At 69.1% G+C, this 21,826-nt stretch carries 8 protein-coding genes; 5 read left to right on the forward strand and 3 right to left on the reverse strand.

Annotation, left to right across the window (positions count from 1 at the left end; genetic code table 11):
* Complete coding sequence (locus ACZ68P_RS18365; RefSeq protein WP_471007724.1) at positions 1-8,004, reverse strand: ricin-type beta-trefoil lectin domain protein; 8,004 nt, start codon at positions 8,002-8,004, stop codon at positions 1-3.
* 520 nt (positions 8,005-8,524) lie between these two features.
* On the opposite strand from ACZ68P_RS18365, the gene ACZ68P_RS18370 reads away from it, so the two are divergent.
* Positions 8,525-11,758 carry a hypothetical protein gene (locus ACZ68P_RS18370; RefSeq protein ID WP_471007266.1) on the forward strand — a complete coding sequence of 1,078 codons (3,234 nt, stop codon included), beginning with the start codon at positions 8,525-8,527 and terminating at the stop codon, positions 11,756-11,758.
* A gap of 88 nt (positions 11,759-11,846) precedes the next feature.
* Here ACZ68P_RS18370 and ACZ68P_RS18375 read toward each other — a convergent pair whose 3' ends face one another.
* Positions 11,847-12,872, reverse strand: a complete 1,026-nt coding sequence (locus ACZ68P_RS18375) for a DUF3533 domain-containing protein (RefSeq protein ID WP_471007268.1) — start codon at positions 12,870-12,872, stop codon at positions 11,847-11,849.
* A gap of 160 nt (positions 12,873-13,032) precedes the next feature.
* Between ACZ68P_RS18375 and ACZ68P_RS18380 the strand changes: the two genes are divergently transcribed.
* The 3 genes from ACZ68P_RS18380 (at position 13,033) to ACZ68P_RS18390 (ending at position 18,701) form a co-directional block, all read left to right on the forward strand.
* Complete coding sequence (locus tag ACZ68P_RS18380) at positions 13,033-16,653, forward strand: DNA polymerase III subunit alpha (RefSeq protein ID WP_471007270.1); 3,621 nt, start codon at positions 13,033-13,035, stop codon at positions 16,651-16,653.
* The gene (locus tag ACZ68P_RS18385; RefSeq protein WP_471007272.1) at positions 16,650-17,609 is read left to right on the forward strand and encodes a DNA polymerase Y family protein; all 960 of its coding nucleotides are present in this window, start codon (positions 16,650-16,652) and stop codon (positions 17,607-17,609) included. The genes ACZ68P_RS18380 and ACZ68P_RS18385 overlap by 4 nt, the downstream gene beginning before the upstream one ends.
* Before the next feature lie 177 nt (positions 17,610-17,786).
* The gene (locus ACZ68P_RS18390) at positions 17,787-18,701 is read left to right on the forward strand and encodes an esterase/lipase family protein (protein WP_471007273.1); all 915 of its coding nucleotides are present in this window, start codon (positions 17,787-17,789) and stop codon (positions 18,699-18,701) included.
* A 29-nt stretch (positions 18,702-18,730) separates the two neighbouring features.
* On the opposite strand, the gene ACZ68P_RS18395 is transcribed toward ACZ68P_RS18390, so the two are convergent.
* Positions 18,731-19,780 (reverse strand): lytic polysaccharide monooxygenase, encoded by a 1,050-nt coding sequence (locus ACZ68P_RS18395; protein WP_471007275.1) that lies wholly within the window; start codon positions 19,778-19,780, stop codon positions 18,731-18,733.
* Between the two features lie 563 nt (positions 19,781-20,343).
* On the opposite strand from ACZ68P_RS18395, the gene ACZ68P_RS18400 reads away from it, so the two are divergent.
* Positions 20,344-21,738, forward strand: coding sequence for a hypothetical protein (locus ACZ68P_RS18400; RefSeq protein ID WP_471007277.1), 1,395 nt, complete (start codon positions 20,344-20,346; stop codon positions 21,736-21,738).
* Positions 21,739-21,826: the final 88 nt, after the last annotated feature.

Consider the following 21,826-nt stretch of genomic DNA (forward strand, 5'->3'; position numbering starts at 1 on the left):
TCATCGCCGCCTGACTGGTGTCCAGGTTTCCCCGAAGTCGAAGCTGATGTCGTCGGCGAGGATTTCACCGACGATGAGATGCTCGTCTTCAAAGAACCTTTCATATGGACCGCCGTGGATCTGAATGTTTCTCGACGGCCCTATGGCGGGATCGACGCTTGCCACCCTGATGCGCAGCATCACACCTCTCCCAATAAACTTGTCTCCCCGATTCTGGGCAAAGAACTCGGCGGTTTCGAAGTCGTCCGACCACGACGTGAAAATGGTATCCGTGCCATCTCCACCCGAGTGGTCGTTCATGTCCGCGCGGGTTCCGCGGGGCACCGCACGGCCTTGCGCAGCGGTGTCATAGCTATGGTGCCCCTCGACGACACCGCGGTAGTAATACCCATCGACGTTCGCTCCACAGTTGTGGACCAGGACCGGGGCGCTACCCGCCGCAACATAGTACGTGTGGACGTCCGAGACCGTCAGGTTGTGGACCCTGGCGTCCTGGCCGGTCCACCGCTGGACCGCGGCGACCTGCACGTAGGTACCCGTGCTGGTCTGCAGCCACTCGCCCGACTTCAGGTCGGCTGCGTCGATCCACTTGCCGAGCTCGGGCACCCAGAAGGGGTGGCCGTCTGTCGCGGTGACCTGGGCCGTCTTCGAGCCGGCTGCACCGTCGACGTCGATGGTGACGGTGACGAGGCGCTTGAGGCCCTGACCCTTGATCTCCGCGGTGACCGTCTCGATCCGGGTCTCCCCGGTCCTCGGGTCGGTCGCCCTGATCTTGTCGCCGGTCCTGACCTTCTCGATCGGCTTGGTGGAACCATCGGCCATCAACACCTGCGTGCCGGGCACGAAGCTGTTGTCGGCCGTGCTGCAGGAACCGCCGCTGCCGCCGCCGCTGCTACCGCCGCTGGCCTTGCCCGAACCTCCACCACCGCTGGAGCCACCCTTGCTGCGGGAGGAGGCGCCCGACTTGCCGCCGCCTCCGCCGCCGGAGCCCTTGCTTCCGCCGCCCTTGCTCGCCTGCGAGGAGGACTTGGGCGCGGCCTTGGACTGGGACCGCTTCTGGACGGGGTTACCCGTCTTCCGCTTCGCGGCGGCCGCTTCGTCGGCCTTTCTCTTGGCGGCTTCCGCGGCCTTCTTCTTCGCTCTCTGGGCGGCCTCCTTCTTGGCCTTCTCGATGGCGGCTTTCTTGGCCTTCAGTGCGGCTGCCTCGGCTGCCTTGGCCGCCTTCAGCACGGCCTCGGCCGCCTTCTTGGCCGCCTTGAAGGCCTTGATGGCATCGATGGTGCGGTTGACCGCCTTGATGAGGGACGGGATCTTCCCGAGCTTCATCCACGGGACGGCGTCGACCACGATGCTGACGCACGACCACATGTCACCGCCGAAGCAGGCCATGGCGTCGTTGATGCCGATGAAGTCCTTCAGCGTCTCCCACGCGACGGCGAGAATGACCGAGGTGAGGGACTTGCCCTGCATCGCCTCGGCCTGCGCGACCTGGGCCGCGGACAGACCGGCTCCGGCGAGGGCCGCTGCCCTCTCCGATGCGGTCAGGCTGATCGCGAGGCCGGTCGGGTCGGAGTACGTGACCGGGTTGTTCTGCGCGTAGCCGTACCCGTTCGACTGCAGCGGGTCGTTCAGATCGAGCAGCGGGTCGACGGACAGGAAGCGTCCGACCACCGGGTCGTACAGGCGGACGCCCAGCGGCTGGTAGCCGGAGGCGTCGTCGCGGGTCTTGCCCAGGAAGCCCTTGTGGTTCTGGAGGTTGGCACCGGTGGTGCCGCGCTCGTTGCCGAAGGGGTCCTGCTTGCGGATGCGCACCGACTGACCGCCGTTGAGGGCGACCTCCGTGTACGCGCTGCCCTGGTGGTCCGTGGTCTGGGCGACCAGGGTGTCCCCGCCGGTGCCGTAGGCGTAGCGCATGACCGCGCCGCCGGGAGCCGGGTAGGTGCGCTGGGTGTTGACCAGGACGCCGCCCTGCTGGACGGTCACCTCGGCCTCGCCCAGGTGGAGCGTGGCCTGCTTGCCCTTGATGGTGAGCAGGCGCGAGCCGTCGGGGCCGTAGATGTGACGGGTGTCGTTCTGCGGCAGCCACTGCTGGGCCGCGGAAGCGGCGTCGCAGGTGGCGAGCACGATCGGCGTCGCGTTCACGTTCGCCGCGCCCTGCACCGCGAGGCACAGACCGGAGGCGAGGTGGGTGAGCTGCCCGGAAGCGTTGCGCCTCAGCTCCTGCGCGATCTGCTGCGCGGCCGTGGTGCCGCACTGCTGGACCTGGACCGCCGACCCGGCCGTGTTGGCGGCGGGCTGGAGGCACCAGGAGCCGTTCACCGAGAGCGAGCCCCGGTTGGGGTCGGCCTGCGGCGACGCCGCCGTGCCCGGGGTGGGCGTGAACTTGAGGTTCTGCGCCATCGAGGTATTGCAGGCGTAGAGCTGGATCGGCTGGCCGGTCGCGCCCAGACCCGACTTCAGGTCCAGGCACTTCTGGCCGAGACCCACGTACGGGGTCTTGCCGCCGGTGCCCGCACCGGTGATCCGGTCGACCAGACCGTCGTACGTCCAGGCGAAGTCCTGCTTGTCGCCGTTCTCGACCGAGGTGATCGTCTTGGTCTCACCGGTGAGCTCGTACAGCCGGGTCGCCTCGGCGGTCACGTCGGCGCCGGCCGGCGTCTTGTACTTCTTCGACACCTTGGTCAGCGTGTGCGGCTGGTCCTTGGCGGCGTTCTTGCCGTACGCGTACGTGGTGACCGCGTTCTTGGTGGTGTCGCCCGTGAGGTCGTTCTCGGTCAGCTTGGTGCGGTTGCCGAGCAGGTCGTACTCGTACTCCTGCCAGTAGCCGGAGCTGTCCGCACCGGCAGCGACCCGGAGCGTGCCGTCCGCGTTCTTGTTGAGCGAGCCGTCCGCGTTCCTCGGGTTGACGCAGCTCGTCTGGTCCTTGGAGGTCCAGGCGGACTTCAGCTCCCCGATCGGGTCGTAGACGAAGCACTGGCGCTCCGCGATCCCGGTGGACTTCTCCTGGATCGAGGTGACGTTGCCGGAGGGGTCGTAGCCGTAGGCCCGGTTCGAGACCAGGTTGCCCCCGACGACGCTCCTGTCGGCCGTGGTGTCGCTGGGGCCGCCCTTCTCGCGGTAGACCGACTGCTCGGCCAGCTCACCGCTGGACTCGTCGTAGGAGTTCTGCGTCCAGACCCGGTACGGCTGGGCACCGAGGGTGGAGCGCAAGACGTGACCGTACGGAGAGTAGACCGTCTCCGAGCCGTACCAGTCCTTGCCGGAGAGGGAGAGGGGCTTGCCGTCCTTGTTGTAGCGGAAGACCAGCTTCTCCGCGCCGAACTTGCCCACCTCGGGAAGGGTGGTCTCGTCCAGCATGCCGCGGTCGTTGTAGGTGTAGTCGTACCTGTAGTCCTTCTTCAGACCCCAGGTGTCGACGATCGACTGAGGCAGGGACAGCGTCGTCGCTGTCGGCTCGTACTCCTTCGTGTAGCCGTTGACCGTCTGTGTGTAGGCCGCGCCGTCGGTGTAGCGGGTGGCGGTGGCGGGCATGCCCTTGCCGCCCGGCACGGTGTCGTAGGTGAACGAGGAGAGCAGCTTGCCGGCGGGCCCGGCCTCGCGTACCTCCTTGGGACGCGACAGCTCGTCGTAGCTGTTCCAGACCTTGACGCCTCGGTCGTTCTCGGTCATCTGGATCCGGCCGAAGGCGTCGTACGTGTTGCGGTTCGTACCCGAGTCCGGGTCCGTCGACGTCTCGATCTGGCCTATGTGGTTGTACGTCCACGACCACGGGTGAGTCGGATCCGCCGACGCAATGGCCTTGACGACCTGGCCGCGCCCGTCGATCTGGTAGCGCGTGGACGTGAACCCCCCGGGGGCCGCCGGGTTGAAGGTGTCCGTGCGGACGGTGCGGCCGACCGCGTCCGACCAGACACGGTAGGACGAGTCGCCCTGCGGCTGGATGACCTTCGACCAGTCCTGGCCGTACTCGTAACGGACGGCCCGCTCCGGGACCTCCTGCGAGATGGCCTCGGTCGTGCCCGGGAGCTTGACCTTGAGGACCGGCATCTCCTCCAGCACGCGGCCGAGGCCGTCGTACTTGTAGCGGGTGATGTTCGGAACCGCGGTGTCCGCCAGAGGGGTGAACAGCTCGCCGCTCGGGTCCTCCTCGTTCAGGTAGGCGTTGTTGGTCTGGTAGACCTCACCGGCGCTGTTGTACAGCGTGTCGGTGATCAGACGGCCGCCGCCGTCCGCCGCCTCCTGCGACTGCCGCTCGCGGCCCAGACCGTCGTAGAGCGTGACGGACTTCTCGATCCGGTCCTCGTAACCACGCGCGTACGTGGTGACGTACGGAGGCCTGCGGATCTCGCGTTCCGAGTCCTCCGGGTCGACCTCCGGCGGGGGGATCGTGTACACGGCCTTGAAGTCCGGCACGCCCGAACCCGGGGTACGGCCCGGTGCCCAGGCCTCGGCCATCCGGCCCATCGGGTCGTACACGGCCTCGCTGACGTGGTTGTTGGCGTCAGTCGTCTTGACGGTGACCGAGCGGCCCGGCTCCAGCTCCTGGATCTCGGTGTGGCCGAGCACGTTGGTCGAGGTGATCTTGAAGACCTGGCCGGTGGCCGGCCCGATCGAGTCGTACGTGATCGTGGAGGACTTGGGCGACGGCTGGCCCAGCTGCTCCGCCGGGGTCTGCTTGACCACGCGGCCGATGGCGTCGAACTCCTTGGTGCCACTGGACTGGAAGCCGGTGCCGTTGGCGTTGAGCGCCCACGACTGGGTGGCCAGACCGCGGGTCGTGGAGCCGAGTGCGGTGCCGTACGTGGTGCCGTCGTAGGTCGTACGGTTGGCCCCCGTCAGCGAGCCGAGGTCGGACCAGTTGGCGCTGGTGCAGGTGGTCGGCGAGATCAGGACCTGCTTGCTCAGGCCGATCAGGTTCATCGCCGTCTGGTGGATGTACTCCGACTTGGTGCAGAACTCGTCACCGGTCTTGCCGGTGTCGCCCAGCGATTCCACCATCGTCGGGAGGCCGTAGGTCGGTTCGTACGTCGTCGTCGTCTTCACCGAGCGCAGCGTGCGCGGGTCGTCCGTGTTCGTGCCCGACGACTTGGTGTACGCGATCTCCTCGGGCTCCGTGACCCGCCACGCCTTCAGCGGCTTGAGCCCGTCGCCGAGGTCGCGGCTCGCCAGCTCCGTCGCCTCCGGGATCGTGACGCTGCGGGTCAGCCAGTTGGTGTCCGCGTCGGTGGCGTTGGTGTAGGAGAGCTCTTCGGCGATGCGGCCGGCGAACGCCTCGTGGTCGTAGACGGTGGAGCCGTCGGACGCCTTGATGACGTTGCCGTGGACGTCCTTGACCGGGACGGTGTCGCCCATGCCGCGGAAGAAGCGGCTCACGGCCTTGGTCTGCGGGGAGTCGACACCAGGGGTGTTCTCGCCCGTGGAGCCTTCACCGCTGTCCACATCGGACGGCTTGGGGCCGGTCAGGACCGTGGTCTGCTCGAAGCCCGCGAACTGCGAGTACGTGCGCGTGGACTTCTTGGTGAACTCGGCCTCGGCGAGCTTCCAGCCGGCGTTCTTGTACTCGTAGAACGTCTTCGTGCCATACGAGCCGGCCACGTTCGGGAGTTCCTCGATGGAGTCCACGACGTACTTGTGGAACCAGTCGATGTCCTCGACCTCGGGGTCGGGGTTCCAGTACGTGGGGTAGCACAGGCGGTTGTTGGCCTTGAGAGCGGCCGTGTCGGTCTTGATCGGCAGGCCGATGCCGGTGGCGCACTGGCCCTCGGCCGGCTTGTAGGTGACGACGGTCTCGCCGCCGTACTCGTTGATCACACGGTCGATGCGCAGACGGGAGAAGCCCGGGCGCGGGTCTGCCGCGCCGCGCATGACGCGGTTGGGCATGTCCTCGGCGTTGGACTCGAAACGCACCGAGTTCAGCGTGACGCTCGCGTCGGTGGAGCCGTTTCGGGCGTAACCGGTGCGGGAGATCGACTCCAGCCACAGGGCGGTGTTCACGCCGGTCTTCAGAGCCGCGAAGTTCTGGTTGAGCTTGTACTCGTCGACGACCTGGCGGGCCGTGGTGTCGGTGCGGCGCTGGGCCGAGGTGGTGATCTTGTCCAGGCGCTTGCGGGACCAGAACGTCGGGCCGGCGTTCCAGCACTTCTGCTTGTAGGTCGTGGTGACCGGCGCGCAGCGAAGGTCGGCCGGGGTGTCGTACCAGATGCGGTACTTGCCCATGTCCTTCGAGGTGAAGTTCTCCTCGGCGCAGGTCAGGGTGCCCTCGGTGAAGCAGCGCTCCTCGACGGAGAAGTTCACGCGCGCCGGGGCGGGGGCGGAGAAGATGCTGTCCTTGCGCTGGCCGTAGTCGATGCGCGAGAGGTAGCCGTCGCGGTGGTACTCGACCGGGGCCTTGAAGTTGAAGTTGCGCGCGTAGTAGTTGAGGTCGCGCTTCCACCACAGCGACATGGCGTTGCCGTGGATGTCCTCGACGTAGTCGAGGTTCCAGCGCCAGGCCTGGTTGCAGAAGGAGTTCTTCCAGTCACCGGCCTTGTAGCACGGCTCACCGGCGTGGTTGCCGTACACCGGGACGGCCAGGACCGAGTCGGTGTAGGGGTCGTCAGCGGCGGTGCCGTTGTCCGACCAGCCCGGGAGCTTGTTCAGACCGAAGTGGTACTTCGTACCGTCCTTCGTGGTGACGACCCAGTACTCACCGTCGGCGTCCTTCATGCCCGAGCGGGGATCCTTGGACGTGTCCTTGATCCGCTCGATCTTCGAACCGTCACCGTTGGCCGTGAACCACTGCTGCTTGGCCGCGTCCCACACCAGCTCGGTCGTCATGCCACCGAGGCTCAGGGTGGCGTTCTCCGAGCCGTAGCACTGGTCCGCCGTCTTGTGGGTGGCGTTGTTCGACCCGGCCCGCTTGGAGTCCTGACGGCAGTTGGCATACGTACGGGTGATGGAACCCGCGTTGTAGTCCCAGCCGTCACCGATCCACGAAGCCTGGTTGTTCGACGCCGAGGTGCGGCCGTCGACCGACTGGGACGAATAGCCCAGGCCGATCTTCGGCATCAGGCCACCGGCGGTCTCCGGCACCTGCACCTGGTAGTTGTAGGTGAACGCACCGGAGGAGGAACCGGCCGACCAGGAGCCGGACGACAGCAGCGGCGAGGCCGTGAAGTCACCCTTCGCCGAGGAACCGGTGTCCAGCATGCCGACCGCGCCCCCGCCGGTCGACGTCCCGGCCGCCGAGAAGGACGCCTTGCGGGCCGTGGGACCGGTGCTTGCCTCGTCGTCGAGGAGCTGGGCGACCGGGATCGTGCCGGTCAGGACCGTGCGGGTCTTGGCGCCCTTGGCCGCAGTGCTCTTGGTGGGAGCCTCCTTGGCGGGCACCACCTCCACCGACGTCTTCAGGCGCTCGAAACCGACGCCCTCGTCCTTGCCGCCCGCCATCGTGGTGGTGCCGTCGTCGGCGCACTCACCCGCGTTCGGGTCGGAGTAGACGCACTCCGGCAGCAGCGTCAGACCGAAACGCTCAGCCGCCTGCGGCCCATAGAGGTCGGCGAAACCGGTCGTATCGACGCTCAGCGCGACCTGCGCGGCGGGGTCGACGTCGGCCGGCGGCGTGACCTTCATGATCATGCCGGACACGCCGGCGTCCTGCGACGCCTCGACCGGTTTCAGGTCGACACTCCACTGACCGTCCACCGCGGCCGGGTCCCCGCCCTCGGGAACACCGATCGCGACCGGCAGATTCGCCGAGAGCGGGACCGTGGTGCCCGGCGCGCTCGTCTCCGTCAGCGTCGCGGTACCGAGATCGGCCACCCAGGGGGTGACGTTCTTCGGCACGTACGGAGTGACCGGCACTTCCTGCGCCGTCGTCAGCGCCTTCTGCGCCGTCTCATCACCCTCGAGCTCCGTGCTCTGGGGAATGTCCGGCAGATCGACCTGCGAGGTCTGCTCCTCGCGGCTCATCCCGTCGCCCGGAATCGCCAACGCCTGCGAACTGAGGCTCGTCACCGTCAGCATCGAGGACAACAAGAGGACGGTCGCCGTGCGGCTCAGCCGCCGGCGCCGTCGTTGTGACTCCGTCACGGCTAGGCGTCCCCGCCCCAGCCATGACGGTGGACCTGAAGAACGCATCGCGTCGACTCCCACCCAGGTAATACAGACAACGGAGAAGGTGCGGAAACACCAAAAGCACGCGCCTGCGGCAGGCACGTGCGTGCGAACTTTCCGTCATCGAGGCCCTACGCTCAAGATCGGGAAAGCGCATACTCTTTCAGCCAAGTGACCTGCCTCACGCCGCAGTTCAGCCCTCTACCGCCCAAGGGCGACCATTCAGATAGATCGCATTTTCGGGGTCATCCGGTCGGTACGAGGCGCACGAAAGCCGCATTGGTACCGGTACTGACGACTGATCAGATCGTTTCCTCCCTCGCGTAACGGATTCATAAATTTCAAAGGTGTGGACGCCCTGTGGTCCACGTGTGATCGTGTGCGCGCCTTGTGCCCCGTGGCATGCCGTACGGGGCTGTCCGTGCTGCCCATGTCCGTCTTGTTTCCACGGGAGTTGACCGCCTTGTCCGCGCCGCCACCTCGACTACTCAGCCCTTTCGTGCGCACGCGCACGCGGCTGTCCCTGACTCTCGGCCTCGTCCTGGCCGCCCTCACCGCCGCGCTCCTTCCCTGGTGGCAACCTCAGGCCCCACCTGTCGCCCAGGGGAAGAAGGCGACGGACGCCAAGCCGGCGGCCACCGGTCCGCGTGACGAGGCCGCTGCCGTGGCCGAGGCCAAGCGGATCCGGAAGCAGGTGCTCGTCGACACGGCGACCACCGCCACCGAGCAGACGTGGGCCCTGCCGGACGGGCAGATGCGTACCCGGATGCATGCCTCACCGCAGCGGGCGAAGAACGCCGACGGCGAGTGGGCGCCGATCGACAACACGCTCACGCGGACCGAGAACGCCGCCGGTGGATTGGGTGTACGACCCGTCAACGCCGCTGTTCCGGTCCGTTTTTCGAGCGGCAGCAAGGACGCCGCTCGTGCGGACCGTTCGTTCGCCCGTGCCCCGCGGCCCGGCGAGACCGTGCTGGCCGAGATGGACGTCGCCGGTCACACCGTCGCCTACACCTGGCCCGGCACCCTGCCCGAGCCGGTCCTCGACGGCCCGCGCGCCCTCTACTCCGAGGTCCTGCCCGGCGTCGACCTGCTCCTCGTCGCGCGCGAGGAAGGCGGCGTCGCCCAGCTCCTCATCGTCAAGACCCCGGAAGCGGCCAAGCAAGAGGCGCTGAAGTCGGTCGCGTACGGCCTGAGCTCCAAGACGGCCACCTTCCACCTCGACGCCCCCAAGGGCCGCGTGCTCGTCCTCGACAAGAAGGGCACGGAGGTCGCCTCGATCCCCACCCCCTTCGCGTGGGACTCCAGCGGCCGTGACCCCGAGCTGCCCGCCGCCCAGGCCACGCCCCGTACCGCCACCGGCACCCCCGCCGACGTGCTCAAGCTCTCGGGCCTGACCGGCATCGAGCCCGGCGCCCGGTCCGCGCAGCTGCCCGTCACGCTCGACGGCGACAAGACGAGCACCGCGCTTCTCGCCCTGAACGTGGCGGCGACGGGCCTGTTCACCAAGGCGGGTGTGAAGTTCCCGGTCTTCGTCGACCCGACGATGAACTCGCCCTACGAGGCGTGGACGACGGCCTACCGGAAGTACCCGAACAGCAGCTTCTGGAACGGCACCAACTTCTCCTCCGGCACCTCCGACGCCCGCGTGGGCTACGAGAGCGACACCGGCGGCCTGGGCCGTTCCTTCTGGCGGATGAAGTTCGACCCGAAGATCAAGGGCGCCACGGTCACCCGGGCCTCCTACAAGGTGCTGAACAACCACTCCTGGTCCTGCACGGACCGCGAGTTCAAGTTCTACCTGACCGGCGGAATCTCCACCGGCACCACCTGGAACGCCCAGCCCTCCTGGACGACCCACCTGCAGTCGAAGTCCTTCGCCCACGGCTGGTCCACCTCCTGCGCGGACGCGTACGAGGCGTTCGACAGCACCGGGGTGAAGGCCGCCGCGCAGAAGGCCGCCGACAACGGCTGGTCGAACATCACCTTCGGTATGCGCGCCACGACCGAGACGGACACGCAGACCTGGCGCAAGTTCCGCGCCACCTCCGCCACCTTCGAGGTCGACTACAACCGTCCGCCGAGCGAGCCCACCGCCGGCACCAGCGCCCCCGGTGGGCCCTGTGTGCCCGGTCCCGGCGTGGGTGTGACGATCGGCAAGACCAACATCACCCTGTCGGCCAACGCCAAGGACGGCGACGGCAACCTGTCCAAGCTGCGCTTCCGGTTCTGGAAGACCGGCACCACGGCTCCGGCCCCGGTCGACGCGACGCCGAACTCCAGCGGCACCGCGCAGCGGATCATCTCCGCCACCGACCCGCTGATCAAGGACATCACGGCCTCCACGTCCTACTCGTGGGACGTCCACGCCATCGACCAGGTCGGTGCCGTGTCCACGTACTTCCCGCCGAACACCACCGAGCCGTGCCGCCTCACGATCGACCCGACCGCGCCGCCGCAGCCCACCGTCGACGAGGAGACCACCCCGTTCAAGCGGGCCACCTCGGACGGTGCCACCTGGGCCTCGGTGAAGTTCGGCGGCACGGGGTCGATCACCTTCCGGTCCGAGGGCGCGGCCAAGTTCCGCTACGGCTTCGAGGGCATCTACTACCCGGACGTCCCCGCGGTCGACGGCGCCTTCACCGACCCCGCGCTCAAGCCCCCGCACGCCGGCCCCAACTGGCTGCACATCTTCGCCCTCGACTCGCTCGGCAACGTCAGCGCGCGGACCGACTACGCGTTCTACGTGCCGCCGCGCGACGCGGCCGACGGTCCCGGTGACGTGGGCGGCGACAACATCGCCGACCTCCTCGTCATCGACGCCAACGGCAACCTCTTCTCCTACCCGGGCAGCCCGGGCGGCGAGCTGTACGCCGGTCTGACCGGCTCGTACAGCAAGGGCGCGGACGGCAACGTGGTCATGCACCCCAAGGGCCACTGGTTCGACGCGGCCACCGGCAAGGCGGCCCTGATCGCCCACCACAGCGACGCCTACCCCGGTGACGGCTCCACCGACCTGTTCGCCCGTACGCCCGACGGCGGCTTCTGGCTCTACCCCGGCGACGGCTACGGCACGTTCGACGTCGACGACCGCCTCAAGATCAGGCTGCCGTCGAACGCGCCGGCCCCGTCGACCTGGACGCAGCTCAAGGCCGTCGGCGACATCACCGGCGACAAGCGGGCCGACCTGGTCCTGCGGGCCGGCGTGTCCTTCTGGGTCCTGTCCGGCTACACCGGCGCCACCTTCCAGACCGCCACGCTGATGAACGCCGACGCGTGGGAGCGCCGTGACATCGTCAACGTCGCGGACATCAACATCGACGGCACGCCCGACCTGCTGTGGCGCAACCTCGACAACGGCAACATGTACGTCCGCCACGGCAAGCCCGGCGCCGCCGGAGCCGGCAGCGTCGACCTCAACTCGCTGATGCTGGCCGCCAACTCGCTCAACGGCGACGTGGCCTACGGCACCGGCTGGACCGAGGCCAACGTCAACACCGCCGTCGGCATCCCGGACGTCAGCGGGGACGGGATCCCGGACATCTGGACCCGGACCACCGCCGACGGAACGATCAAGATCTACCACCCGTCCAAGACCAACACCAACGCGCCCGTCAAGACGGTGCTGTCGGTCAACTGGAACGGGATCAAGGCCTTCGGCTGATGCCCGGCCGGAGGTAGGAACACCGAGAACAGGACCGGGCCCCGGCCCCCTCCCAGGGGGCCGGGGCCCGGCCGTGTCCGTGACCTGGTCAGTTCACCTCGTCCGCGAGGGGCTCGGCCACGGGCGTGCGCTTCAGTGAGGACGTCACCAGCGTGATCGCGCTGCCCACGACGGCCCAGGCCGAGAGGACCAGGAGCGAACCGGTGACGTCGTTGCCCTTGAAGTACGCGATCGAGCGCGCCGCCCAGGTCCCCGCGCCCGGTGGCAGGGCGGGGCCGATCGCACTCCAGAACGGGGGCAGCATCGGCAGCGGGAAGGCGCCGCCCGCGCTCGGGTTGCCCGCGATCACGATCAGCAGGATCGCCAGGCCGATGCCCACGATGCCGAAGAGGCACTGCAGGGCCAGGGTGGCGGCGCCGACCGCGAAGACGACCAGGGCCCCCAGCCCCCACAGGGCGGCGACGCTGCCCGGCAGGGCGCCGAGGATCGGGCCGACGATGACCGCGCCGCCCAGGCCGCCGAGGACCGAGTAGAGCGCCAGCACCCCGAGCCGGATGATCGCGCGTTCGCGGTTCGCGGGGCGGGAGCCCGCGCTGATGGCGAGGATCGCGGCGCAGATGTAGCCGCCGACGCACCAGCCGACGACCAGATAGAAGGCCGAGAGGCCGTCGAAGTCCTGCTCCGAGGCCGGAGCGATGTCGACGGTCCTGAGCGTGCGCCGGTCGGCTGCCTCGACCCGGGTGAAGAGCGCGTCCAGGGCGGAGGACAGCACCGTGCCGCCGCCGGAGGCGACGAGCAGGGTGTCGGTGGTGCCGGCGGGGTTCACCACCAGGGCCCCGTCGATGTCCCGGTTCATGATCTGCTTCCGGGCCTCGGTCGCGTCCGTGACCGTCCGCGGGTCGAGCGGCCCGCCGGGGAGCCGCTCCAGGCGCCCCACCAGCTGGGCTGAGACCTGCTGCGGAGCGACCACCCCGAAGGGCACGTCCTTCGGTTTCGGGTTGTGCAGGGCCCCGACGTACGAGGCGATGAACAGCAGCTGGAGGGCGAACACGCCGACGACGAGCAGGGCTGCTCGCGGAGTGACGGCGCTCTTCAGTTCCTCGGCGAGACTCATGCCCCCACGCTCCGGGCCAGGTGGTGTTCCCGCAGGTGGGTCGGGTCCGAACGGATGACGGAGAGGGGCGCGCCCGGCGTATCGTACGCACGTTCGAAATGGTCTATGGTGAAGGAGAGGGGGGTGGGAACGTACGTACGAATCGATGCGGGAGGTGCACATGCCGGGGTTCACGCATCTGCACACCGCGTCGGGTTTCTCCCTGCGCTACGGCGGCTCGCACCCCGAGCGGCTGGCCGAGCGTGCCGCCGAGCGCGGCATGGACGCCCTCGCCCTCACCGACCGTGACACCGTCGCGGGCGTGGTCCGCTTCGCGAAGGCCTGCGCGGCGGCGGGCGTGCGTCCGCTGTTCGGTGCCGACCTCGCCCTCGACGGGCCCGCCCCGACCGGAGGCGCCGCTTCCGGCCTCCGCGGCCCCGGCCCCCAGGGCCACGGCTCGACCACCCCGGGCCCGGACGGCCCCGGCGCCGGCGGCCCCGGTCCGGAGGGCGCCGGCCGGGACGGCCGTCGGGTCGCCCGCGCCGGCGGTGTCGGGTCCGCGGCCACCCCCGCCGGGTGGCCGGTGCGCGGTGACGGGACCTCCGCGCGGCGCGTCCCCGTGCGCGGGGGCGCCTTCGTGGACGAGTCCGCGCCCCGCGCCGTCTTCCTCGCCCGCTCCCGCGAGGGCTGGGCCGCGCTCTGCCGGATGATCACCGCCGCCCACGCGGCCGGCGGTGCCCGGCCCCAGCCCCTGCTGCCCTGGGACGCCAACCACGGCGACGGTCTGACCGTGCTCCTCGGCCCCGCCTCCGACGTCGGCCGCGCCCTCGCCGCAGGCCGCCCCGACCGGGCCGCCCGGCTGCTCGCCCCCTGGCGCGAGCGGTACGGCGACGCCCTGCGCCTGGAGGCGGTCCACCACGGCCGCTCCGGGACGGGCCCCGGCTCGCTGCGGCTCGCCGCCCGCACCGTCGGCTTCGCCGCCGAGCAGGGCGTCCGACCGGTCCTCACCAACGACGTCCGGTACGCCGACTCCGGCCAGGGGCCCGTCGCCGACGTCCTCGACTCCGCCCGCCGGCTCGTCCCCGTCGACCCCCGCAGGGAACTCGACAGCGGCGAGGCCTGGCTCAAGGGCGGCGGCGACATGCTGGCCGGCGCCGAGCGGATCGTCGAGGCCGCGGGCTTCCGCCGGGACACCGCCCACCGGCTGCTCGAACAGACCCGGGCCGTCGCCGCCGACTGCCTGCTCGATCCCGAGGACGACCTCGGGATCGGCTCCGCCCACTTCCCGGAGCCGTACCTCGTCGGCGCCGAGCACCGCACCGCCCAGCGCGTCCTGGCCTCCCGTGCCGCCGCCGGAATGGTGCTGCGCGGCTACGAGGGGCGCCGCGCCTACTGGGACCGGATGCACCGCGAGCTGGACATCATCGCCCACCACGGTTTCGCCACCTACTTCCTGACGGTCGCGCAGGTGGTGGACGACATCAAGAGGATGGGGATCAGGGTCGCCGCCCGGGGCTCCGGTGCCGGCTCCCTCGTCAACCACCTCCTCGGCATCGCCCACGCCGACCCGGTCGAACACGGGCTGCTGATGGAGCGCTTCCTGTCCAAGAACCGCACCGCCCTGCCCGACATCGACATCGACGTGGAGTCCGCGCGCCGCCTGGAGGTATACCGCGCGATCATCGACCGCTTCGGCACCGAGCGGGTCGCCACCGTCGCCATGCCCGAGACCTACCGGGTCCGCCACGCGATACGGGACGTGGGCGCGGCCCTGTCCATGGACCCCGCGGAGATCGACCGGATCGCCAAGGCGTTCCCGCACATCCGGGCCCGGGACGCGCTCGCCGCCCTCGACGAACTGCCGGAGCTGCGTGCCCTCGCGGGCGAGAAGGGGGAGTACGGCAGGCTCTGGGAGCTGGTCGAGGCCCTCGACAAGCTGCCGCGCGGCATCGCGATGCACCCGTGCGGGGTCCTGCTCTCGGACGCCTCGCTGCTCACCCGTACCCCCGTCGTGCCCACCAGCGGCGAGGGCTTCCCCATGTCCCAGTTCGACAAGGAGGACGTCGAGGACCTCGGACTGCTGAAGCTCGACGTCCTCGGGGTGCGGATGCAGTCCGCCATGGCCCATGCCGTCGCCGAGATCGAGCGGGCGTCGGGCGAGCGGGTGGACCTCGACGACCCGGAGCAGGTCGAGCCGGGCGACCCGAAGACGTACCGGCTCATCCAGTCCACCGAGACCCTCGGCTGCTTCCAGATCGAGTCGCCCGGCCAGCGGGACCTGGTCGGCCGGCTCCAGCCCGCCACCTTCCACGACCTCGTCGTCGACATCTCGCTCTTCCGGCCGGGGCCCGTCGCCGCCGACATGGTCCGCCCGTTCATCGAGGCCCGTCACGGCCGGGCCCCCGCCCGCTACCCGCACCCGGACCTGGAGGACGCGCTGAAGGAGACGTACGGCGTCGTCGTCTTCCACGAGCAGATCATCGAGATCGTGCGGATCATGACCGACTGCGGCCGGGGTGAGGCGGACCAGGTGCGGCGCGGGCTCTCGCATCCCGAGTCGGCGGGCCGGATCAAGATCTGGTTCGCCCAGCGGGCGGAGCGGCGGGGGTACGACTACGAGACGATCGCCCGTGCCTGGGAGATCGTGGAGGCCTTCGGCTCGTACGGTTTCTGCAAGGCGCACGCGGTGGCCTTCGCCGTGCCGACGTACCAGTCGGCCTGGCTCAAGGCGCACCACCCGGCGGCCTTCTACGCCGGGCTGCTCACCCACGACCCGGGGATGTATCCGAAGCGGCTGCTGCTCGCGGACGCGCGGCGGCGCGGGGTGCCGGTGCTGCCGTTGGACGTGAACAGGTCCGCCGCCACTCACCGTATCGAACTGGTGTCCGAGACGCCGAAGGTGTGGGGGCTCCGCCTGGCCCTCGCCGACGTCCACGGCATCAGCGAGGCGGAGAGCGCGCGGATCGAGGCCGGGCAGCCCTACACCTCGCTGCTCGACTTCTGGGAGCGCGCCCGACCGCGCAAACCGGTGGCCGAACGGCTCGCGCAGGTGGGCGCGTTGGATGCCTTCGGCGCCAATCGCCGCGATCTGCTGCTGCACCTGACCGAACTGCACCGCACCCAGCGAGGCGCGGCCTCCTACGGCGGCCAGCTCCCTCTCGCCCAGGGCATGAAGACCGCACCCATCGGCCTGCCCGACCTGGACGAGTCGGAGCGGCTCAGCGCCGAGCTGGGCGTCCTCGGCATGGACGCCTCCCGTCACCTCATGGGCGACCACCACGCCTTCCTGCGCGAACTCGGCGTGGTCTCCGCCAAGCGGCTGCGCGAGGCCCGGCACGGGGAGACCGTCCTGGTCGCGGGCGCCAAGGCGGCCACCCAGACCCCGCCGATCCGCTCCGGCAGGCGGGTCGTCTTCACCACGCTCGACGACGGGACGGGCCTGGTCGACGTCGCCTTCTTCGACGACTCCCACGAAGCCTGCGCGCACACCGTCTTCCACTCCTGGCTGCTGCTCGTCCGGGGTGTGGTGCAGCGGCGCGGCCCGCGCAGCCTCAGCGTGGTGGGGTCCGCGACCTGGAACCTCGCCGAGCTGGTGGAGCTGCGGGCGGCCGGCGGTCTGGAGGCGGTGGGGGAGCGGCTCGCCGAGCCCCTGCCCTCCGGCGACGGCGGTGACAGCGGTCGCCGGATCAGGATGTCGACCGGGTTCCAGATGAATCCCTGGGCGGACCTCCGGCCGGCCGGTGACGGCGCGGTGACCCCGCCGCGGAAGCTGTGGCACAGCAGTCCGGGGAGCGCGGGATGATCCTCTGTGTACGGTTCCGGCTGGAGCCCCTGTACGAGGCGATGCTGCCGCGGCTGCTGTCCCTGGTGGGCGAGTTCACCCCGGTCGTCGAGGCCGCCCCGCCCGATACCCTGCTCGCGGACGTGCGCGGCGCGCTGCGCTATTTCGGCTGGAGCCCGGCGGAGCTGGCCTCGGTGATACGGGTCAGGGCGCTTGCCCTGTACGGCATCGACTGTGTCGTCGGCGCCGGGCCCAACCCGATGCTGGCCCGGATGGCGGCCCGTGAGGCCCGGCCCGGCGCCACCCTGGTCGTCGAGGACCCCGAGCGCTTCCTGCGGGACCGCCCGGTCGCCGCGCTCGACGGGGTCGGCCGCGCCACCGCCCGTACCCTCTGCGCGTACGGACTCGACTCCATCGGCCGGGTCGCGGACGCGCCGCTCGCCGTGCTCCAGCGGCTGCTCGGGGCGAAGACGGGGCGCGAACTGGCCGAGCGGGCGCGGGGCGTCGACCGCACCCCGGTCGTGCCGAACGCGGCCTCCCGCTCCCTGGCGGCCGAACGCTCCTTCGCCCACGACGAGTTGGACCCCTCGGCCCAGCGCAGGGCGCTGCTCTCGCTCGCCGGTGAACTGGGCGCCCGGATGCGGGCGGAGGGCCAGGTGTGCCGCTCCCTGACGGTCACCGTGCGGTACGCGGACCGCTCCACCAGCAGCCGTACCCGGACGCTGCGCGAACCGACCGCCCACACGGCTGCGCTCACCGACCTCGTGTACACGGTCCACGAGTCGTTCGGGCTGCAGCGCGCACGGGTGCGGGGGATCGCGCTGCGCGCGGAAGGGCTCGCGCCCGCCGAGGGGGCCGCGCGACAGCTGACCTTCGACCCGGCGGACGACAAGGCCCGACGGCTGGAGGCGGTGGCCGACCGGGCGCGAGCCAAGTTCGGTCCACGGGCGGTCCTGCCGGGCTCGCTGGCGGCCTGACGTGCGGCCGTTGCTCGCTCGTGACGAACGGTCAGTTTTTACCGACGCGTAACTTCCCAGCAAAGGCTACCCGTGCGTAGCTTGGCATGAGCAGAGCATCCCCACTTGTGGTCCGGACCGCAGGGCTCGCTGTCATCGTTCGCCCAGATTTCCCTTGAGCCGCAAGGAGATCGCACGATGCTGCCCTGGAAACACGCGCTGAGAGCCGTGTCCGTCCTGCTGCTGACCGCCGCCGCCACCCTCGCACCCACCGCCTCGGCCCAGGCCGACACCTCCACCACGGCCGACACGTCCACGGCGTCCCTCACGGCCGACACCTCCACCGCGGCCGCCGGCCGGGGCTGGAACGACTTCTCCTGCAAGCCCTCCGCCGCCCACCCCCGCCCCGTCGTCCTCGTCCACGGCACCTTCGGGAACTCCGTCGACAACTGGCTGGTGCTCGCGCCCTACCTGGTCAACCGCGGGTACTGCGTCTTCTCGCTCGACTACGGGCAGCTGCCGAACGTGCCCTTCTTCCACGGCCTCGGACCGATCGACAAGTCCGCCGAACAGCTCGACGCCTACGTCGACAGGGTGCTCGCGGCGACCGGCGCCGCCGAGGCCGACCTCGTCGGCCACTCGCAGGGCGGCATGATGCCCCGCTACTACCTCAAGTTCCTCGGCGGGGCCGAGAAGGTCCGCGCGCTCGTCGGCATCGCCCCCGACAACCACGGCACGACACTGCTCGGCCTCACCCGGCTGCTGCCGTACTTCCCCGGCGTCGCCGACCTGATCGACGAGAAGACCCCCGGCCTCGCCGACCAGGTGGCCGGCTCGCCGTTCCTCACCAAGCTCAACGCGGGCGGGGACACCGTCCCGGGCGTGACGTACACGGTCATCGCGACCCGGTACGACGAGGTCGTCACCCCCTACCGCTCACAGTTCCTCGACGGCGCCCACGTCACCAACGTCCTCATCCAGGACAGGTGCGCCCTCGACCTGTCGGAGCACGTCGCGATCGGGACGGTGGACCGGGTCACGTTCCACGAGGTGGCCAACGCCCTCGACCCGGCCCACGCGACCCCGACCACCTGCCTCTCGGTGATCGGCTGATCCACCCGATCCGGCCGGTCCCGACGGGGTCAGCGGCTGTGGCGGCCCGTCGACGGCGACGAGCGGCGGACCGTGGCGAAGAGCACGGCCGCTCCCATCGCCAGCACGGCGGCGCCGCCGACCGCGATGTACGGGGTCGAGCTGTCGCCACCGGTCTCGGCGAGGTTCTCGCCCGAGCCGGCGGCGGCGGGCGCGTTCGGCGCGGACGCGCCGGGCGCGGTCTCGGCCGGCCGCGACCCGGCGGCCTCGGCCGGCGCCGGGGCCGGCCCGGCCGCTTCTGAGGCCGATGCCGCGGGCGCCGCCGCGGTCTCCTTCGCCCCCGTCCCCGCGTCGTCGTCCCCGTGCCCGCCGTGCTCGACCGAGGACTGGTCCTTCCCGTCCTCGATCTGCTCCTCGCTCGGCGCGCTCGCCGTCGGGGCCGGGGCACCGCCCGCGCCGCCGTTGTCCTGGCCGAAGACGACGTCGGAGCAGGTGTAGAACGCCTCGGGGGAGTCCGAGCGCTGCCAGACCGAGTAGATCAGGTGCCGCCCGGACCTCTCCGGGACGGTCCCGCCGAAGACGTAGTCCCCGTTCTCGAGCTTCGGGTCGGTCACCGTCGCGAACGGCTTCTCCTCCAGGTCCGACCACTTCAGCGGCCTCGACGGGTCGTAGCCGTCCTTGGTGACGTAGAGCGCGATGGAGCCCCGGTGCGGCGCGGTCGCCTTGTAGCGGAAGGTGTGCGCCCCGGAGTCCAGCTTGCTCGCCGGCCAGTCGCCGCGCGCCAGGTCGAGGCCGCGGTACTTGTCGTTGCCCGCGCTGCACAGCTTGCCGTCCGGGATCAGCTCACGGTGCTTGCCGGCGGCGTTGGCGATGTTCACCGCGTTCCAGTCGTAGAACGCCTGCGCCCCGCTCGCCGCCACCGCGGCCTTGCACGCCGCCGACCGCGGGCTCTCGGGCCCCTCCGCGTAACAGGCCGAGACCCGGCTCACCGGGTCCGTCATCGACCCGTGCGCGACGGCAGGGGTGGCGGCGAGACCGGCCAGCGCGAGCGGCGCGATGCCGAGGACGAGAGCGGTGGCGGCCGTACGGCGAGCGGTCATGAGGAGCGACTCCTTCGAGAGGGGAACGTGGGGGGTCGCTGAGCAAGCTAGCCGCCGGAATCCGTGAAAAGGGCTGCTGGGAACGGGTGATGGCGATCCTTATGGTCGCTTTAAGGAGCCGCTAAGAGTGGGCTCAGGGATTGCCTGCCTTCGCGCCCCAAGCGCGGGACGGACGCCCTCTGTTGGTTCGTGTGCGTCCGCTCGTGTCCGCCAGATGTCGTGTGCGGTGGCTCCCTGGGTGGCTCTCGCGGGGAGCCACGAGGAACGCGGCCATGTTGCTCGGGGACGCCCTGTGGGCGGCTTCAGGTTGCGGGACGGACGGAAGACCGCGCGAAGTCGTCTGCCGACTCGATCCAGGACAGGGCACGTGAACCCTCGTCTCGGCGGGATTAACAGGGGCCAGTTGTGGGTCCCGGTCGTTCTCAGACTGACCGCATGCTCGGCAGCTTTCGAGGTGCAGAGGCTCTCGCTGCCTTCGCTCCCGAGGAGTTGCCGTGGTACGCGTCGGACTCACTCCTGTCATGTTTCACTGAAGCATGGGGACTACCAGGCAGCATGCCGCAGTGATCGGCGACAGCGTCGGATACTTCACCTTCACCATGGGTGGGGACCGACGGATGGACATCCATGCGGTGGCTGATCGTCTGCTTGGTAAGGCAGTTGCTGAGACTGTTGGTACGCCAGCCCACCCCGAGGTCCGAATGGGGCACCGCTACTCCGACCTGTATGACTTGATTCGCGCGTCTCACACGTGGCGCGAGTTTGCACGGGCCGTAGATGAGGGCGGTATCCGCCGGTGGATACTGCGCCACCCGCTAAGGGCTTCGCGAATCTTCGCAATGTTGTATAACCCTTTTCGCGGGAATAGGGGGTATTCCTCGCCGGCGGAACTAGCTGATCTGGTTCGCTCGTTCGATGAGAGCATCGAAACAATCGAGCTTTCGGTAGCCGAGGAGCAAGCTATCAACGCCGTGCAGCATGCAGTTGAATGTGAAGTCTATAGGCCTGCTTATCGAATCGAGGAGCCCTACCTTCGCCTGCATCTGCGGGATATTGTTGTTTGGCTCACGCACAAGGATGGAGGTATAGTTCGCGAGCGTTCAGATTTCAGTGATGGGATGTACGCGAACGCCACGGCTCTGCTTCACCGATCCGGAGTTGTTCAAGTAACTATAGCCATCCGATTCCCCCGTGATATTGAAGCAAGTCGGTTGAGTGAGATGCAATTCGGTGGGAGTCCTATAGTTCTAGCTGCGGAGTATCCGGAGGACTTGATTAAAGCGTCTCTCGACGGGCGTCGAAGCGACAGCATGCCCGGTGAGTGGGTCGCTGAGGTTAGGTCAGGAACTCGGTGGCGTCGAATAGCGTACCAAAATGCGATCTCACTCTCCGAAATGTTTCAAATTTACTTTGATGCCATATTTGCAGCATCCGATTCGAAACCCAGTGGAGACTTTCTCTGCCATCCTTCAATCTTCGTTGAGAAGATCTCGTGCTGCCCTTCGGAGTTGGGCTTTCGTGAATGCCACCCAGAGGAACTTACTGAGCTGGTAACGCGATACAAGAGCCGACACGGGCAGAGGGGATCCTCGGTTGCGGATCTGATGCCGGAGGATAGTTCTCTAAACATTGACTATTCGGTATACATGAACCCGTCCCATACTATGTACTTTCGCTGGCCGGGGTTCAGTGGACACGAAGAGTATGCGGGGCATTTGCAGCATGTGATGATTTCGGAATGCGCACTACTGCAGTACTGGCAGATCCGCATGATCGACTGGAGGGTATCTAGGAGTCGTGGGCGCCTGAAAAGTATTCGAAGCCTTCAGGAGGATGCGATATATGGGCTTCGAGAGTATCGAGATACACCTCTCGTTCATGGAACCGCGCGAGACCTTGCAGACACTCTGCTTAAGGGGTGGCATGCTGACCGGTTGCGCACACAATCGAAAGCTTGAATCAAGTGCAGCAGTTGGTGGCCACCATAGAATCTCAGCGATCTGCGCGTAGGGCTAACGCCTTGGCGGCCACCGCTGCACTTGCGAC

Source organism: Streptomyces sp. NPDC036822 (genome assembly GCF_055609145.1).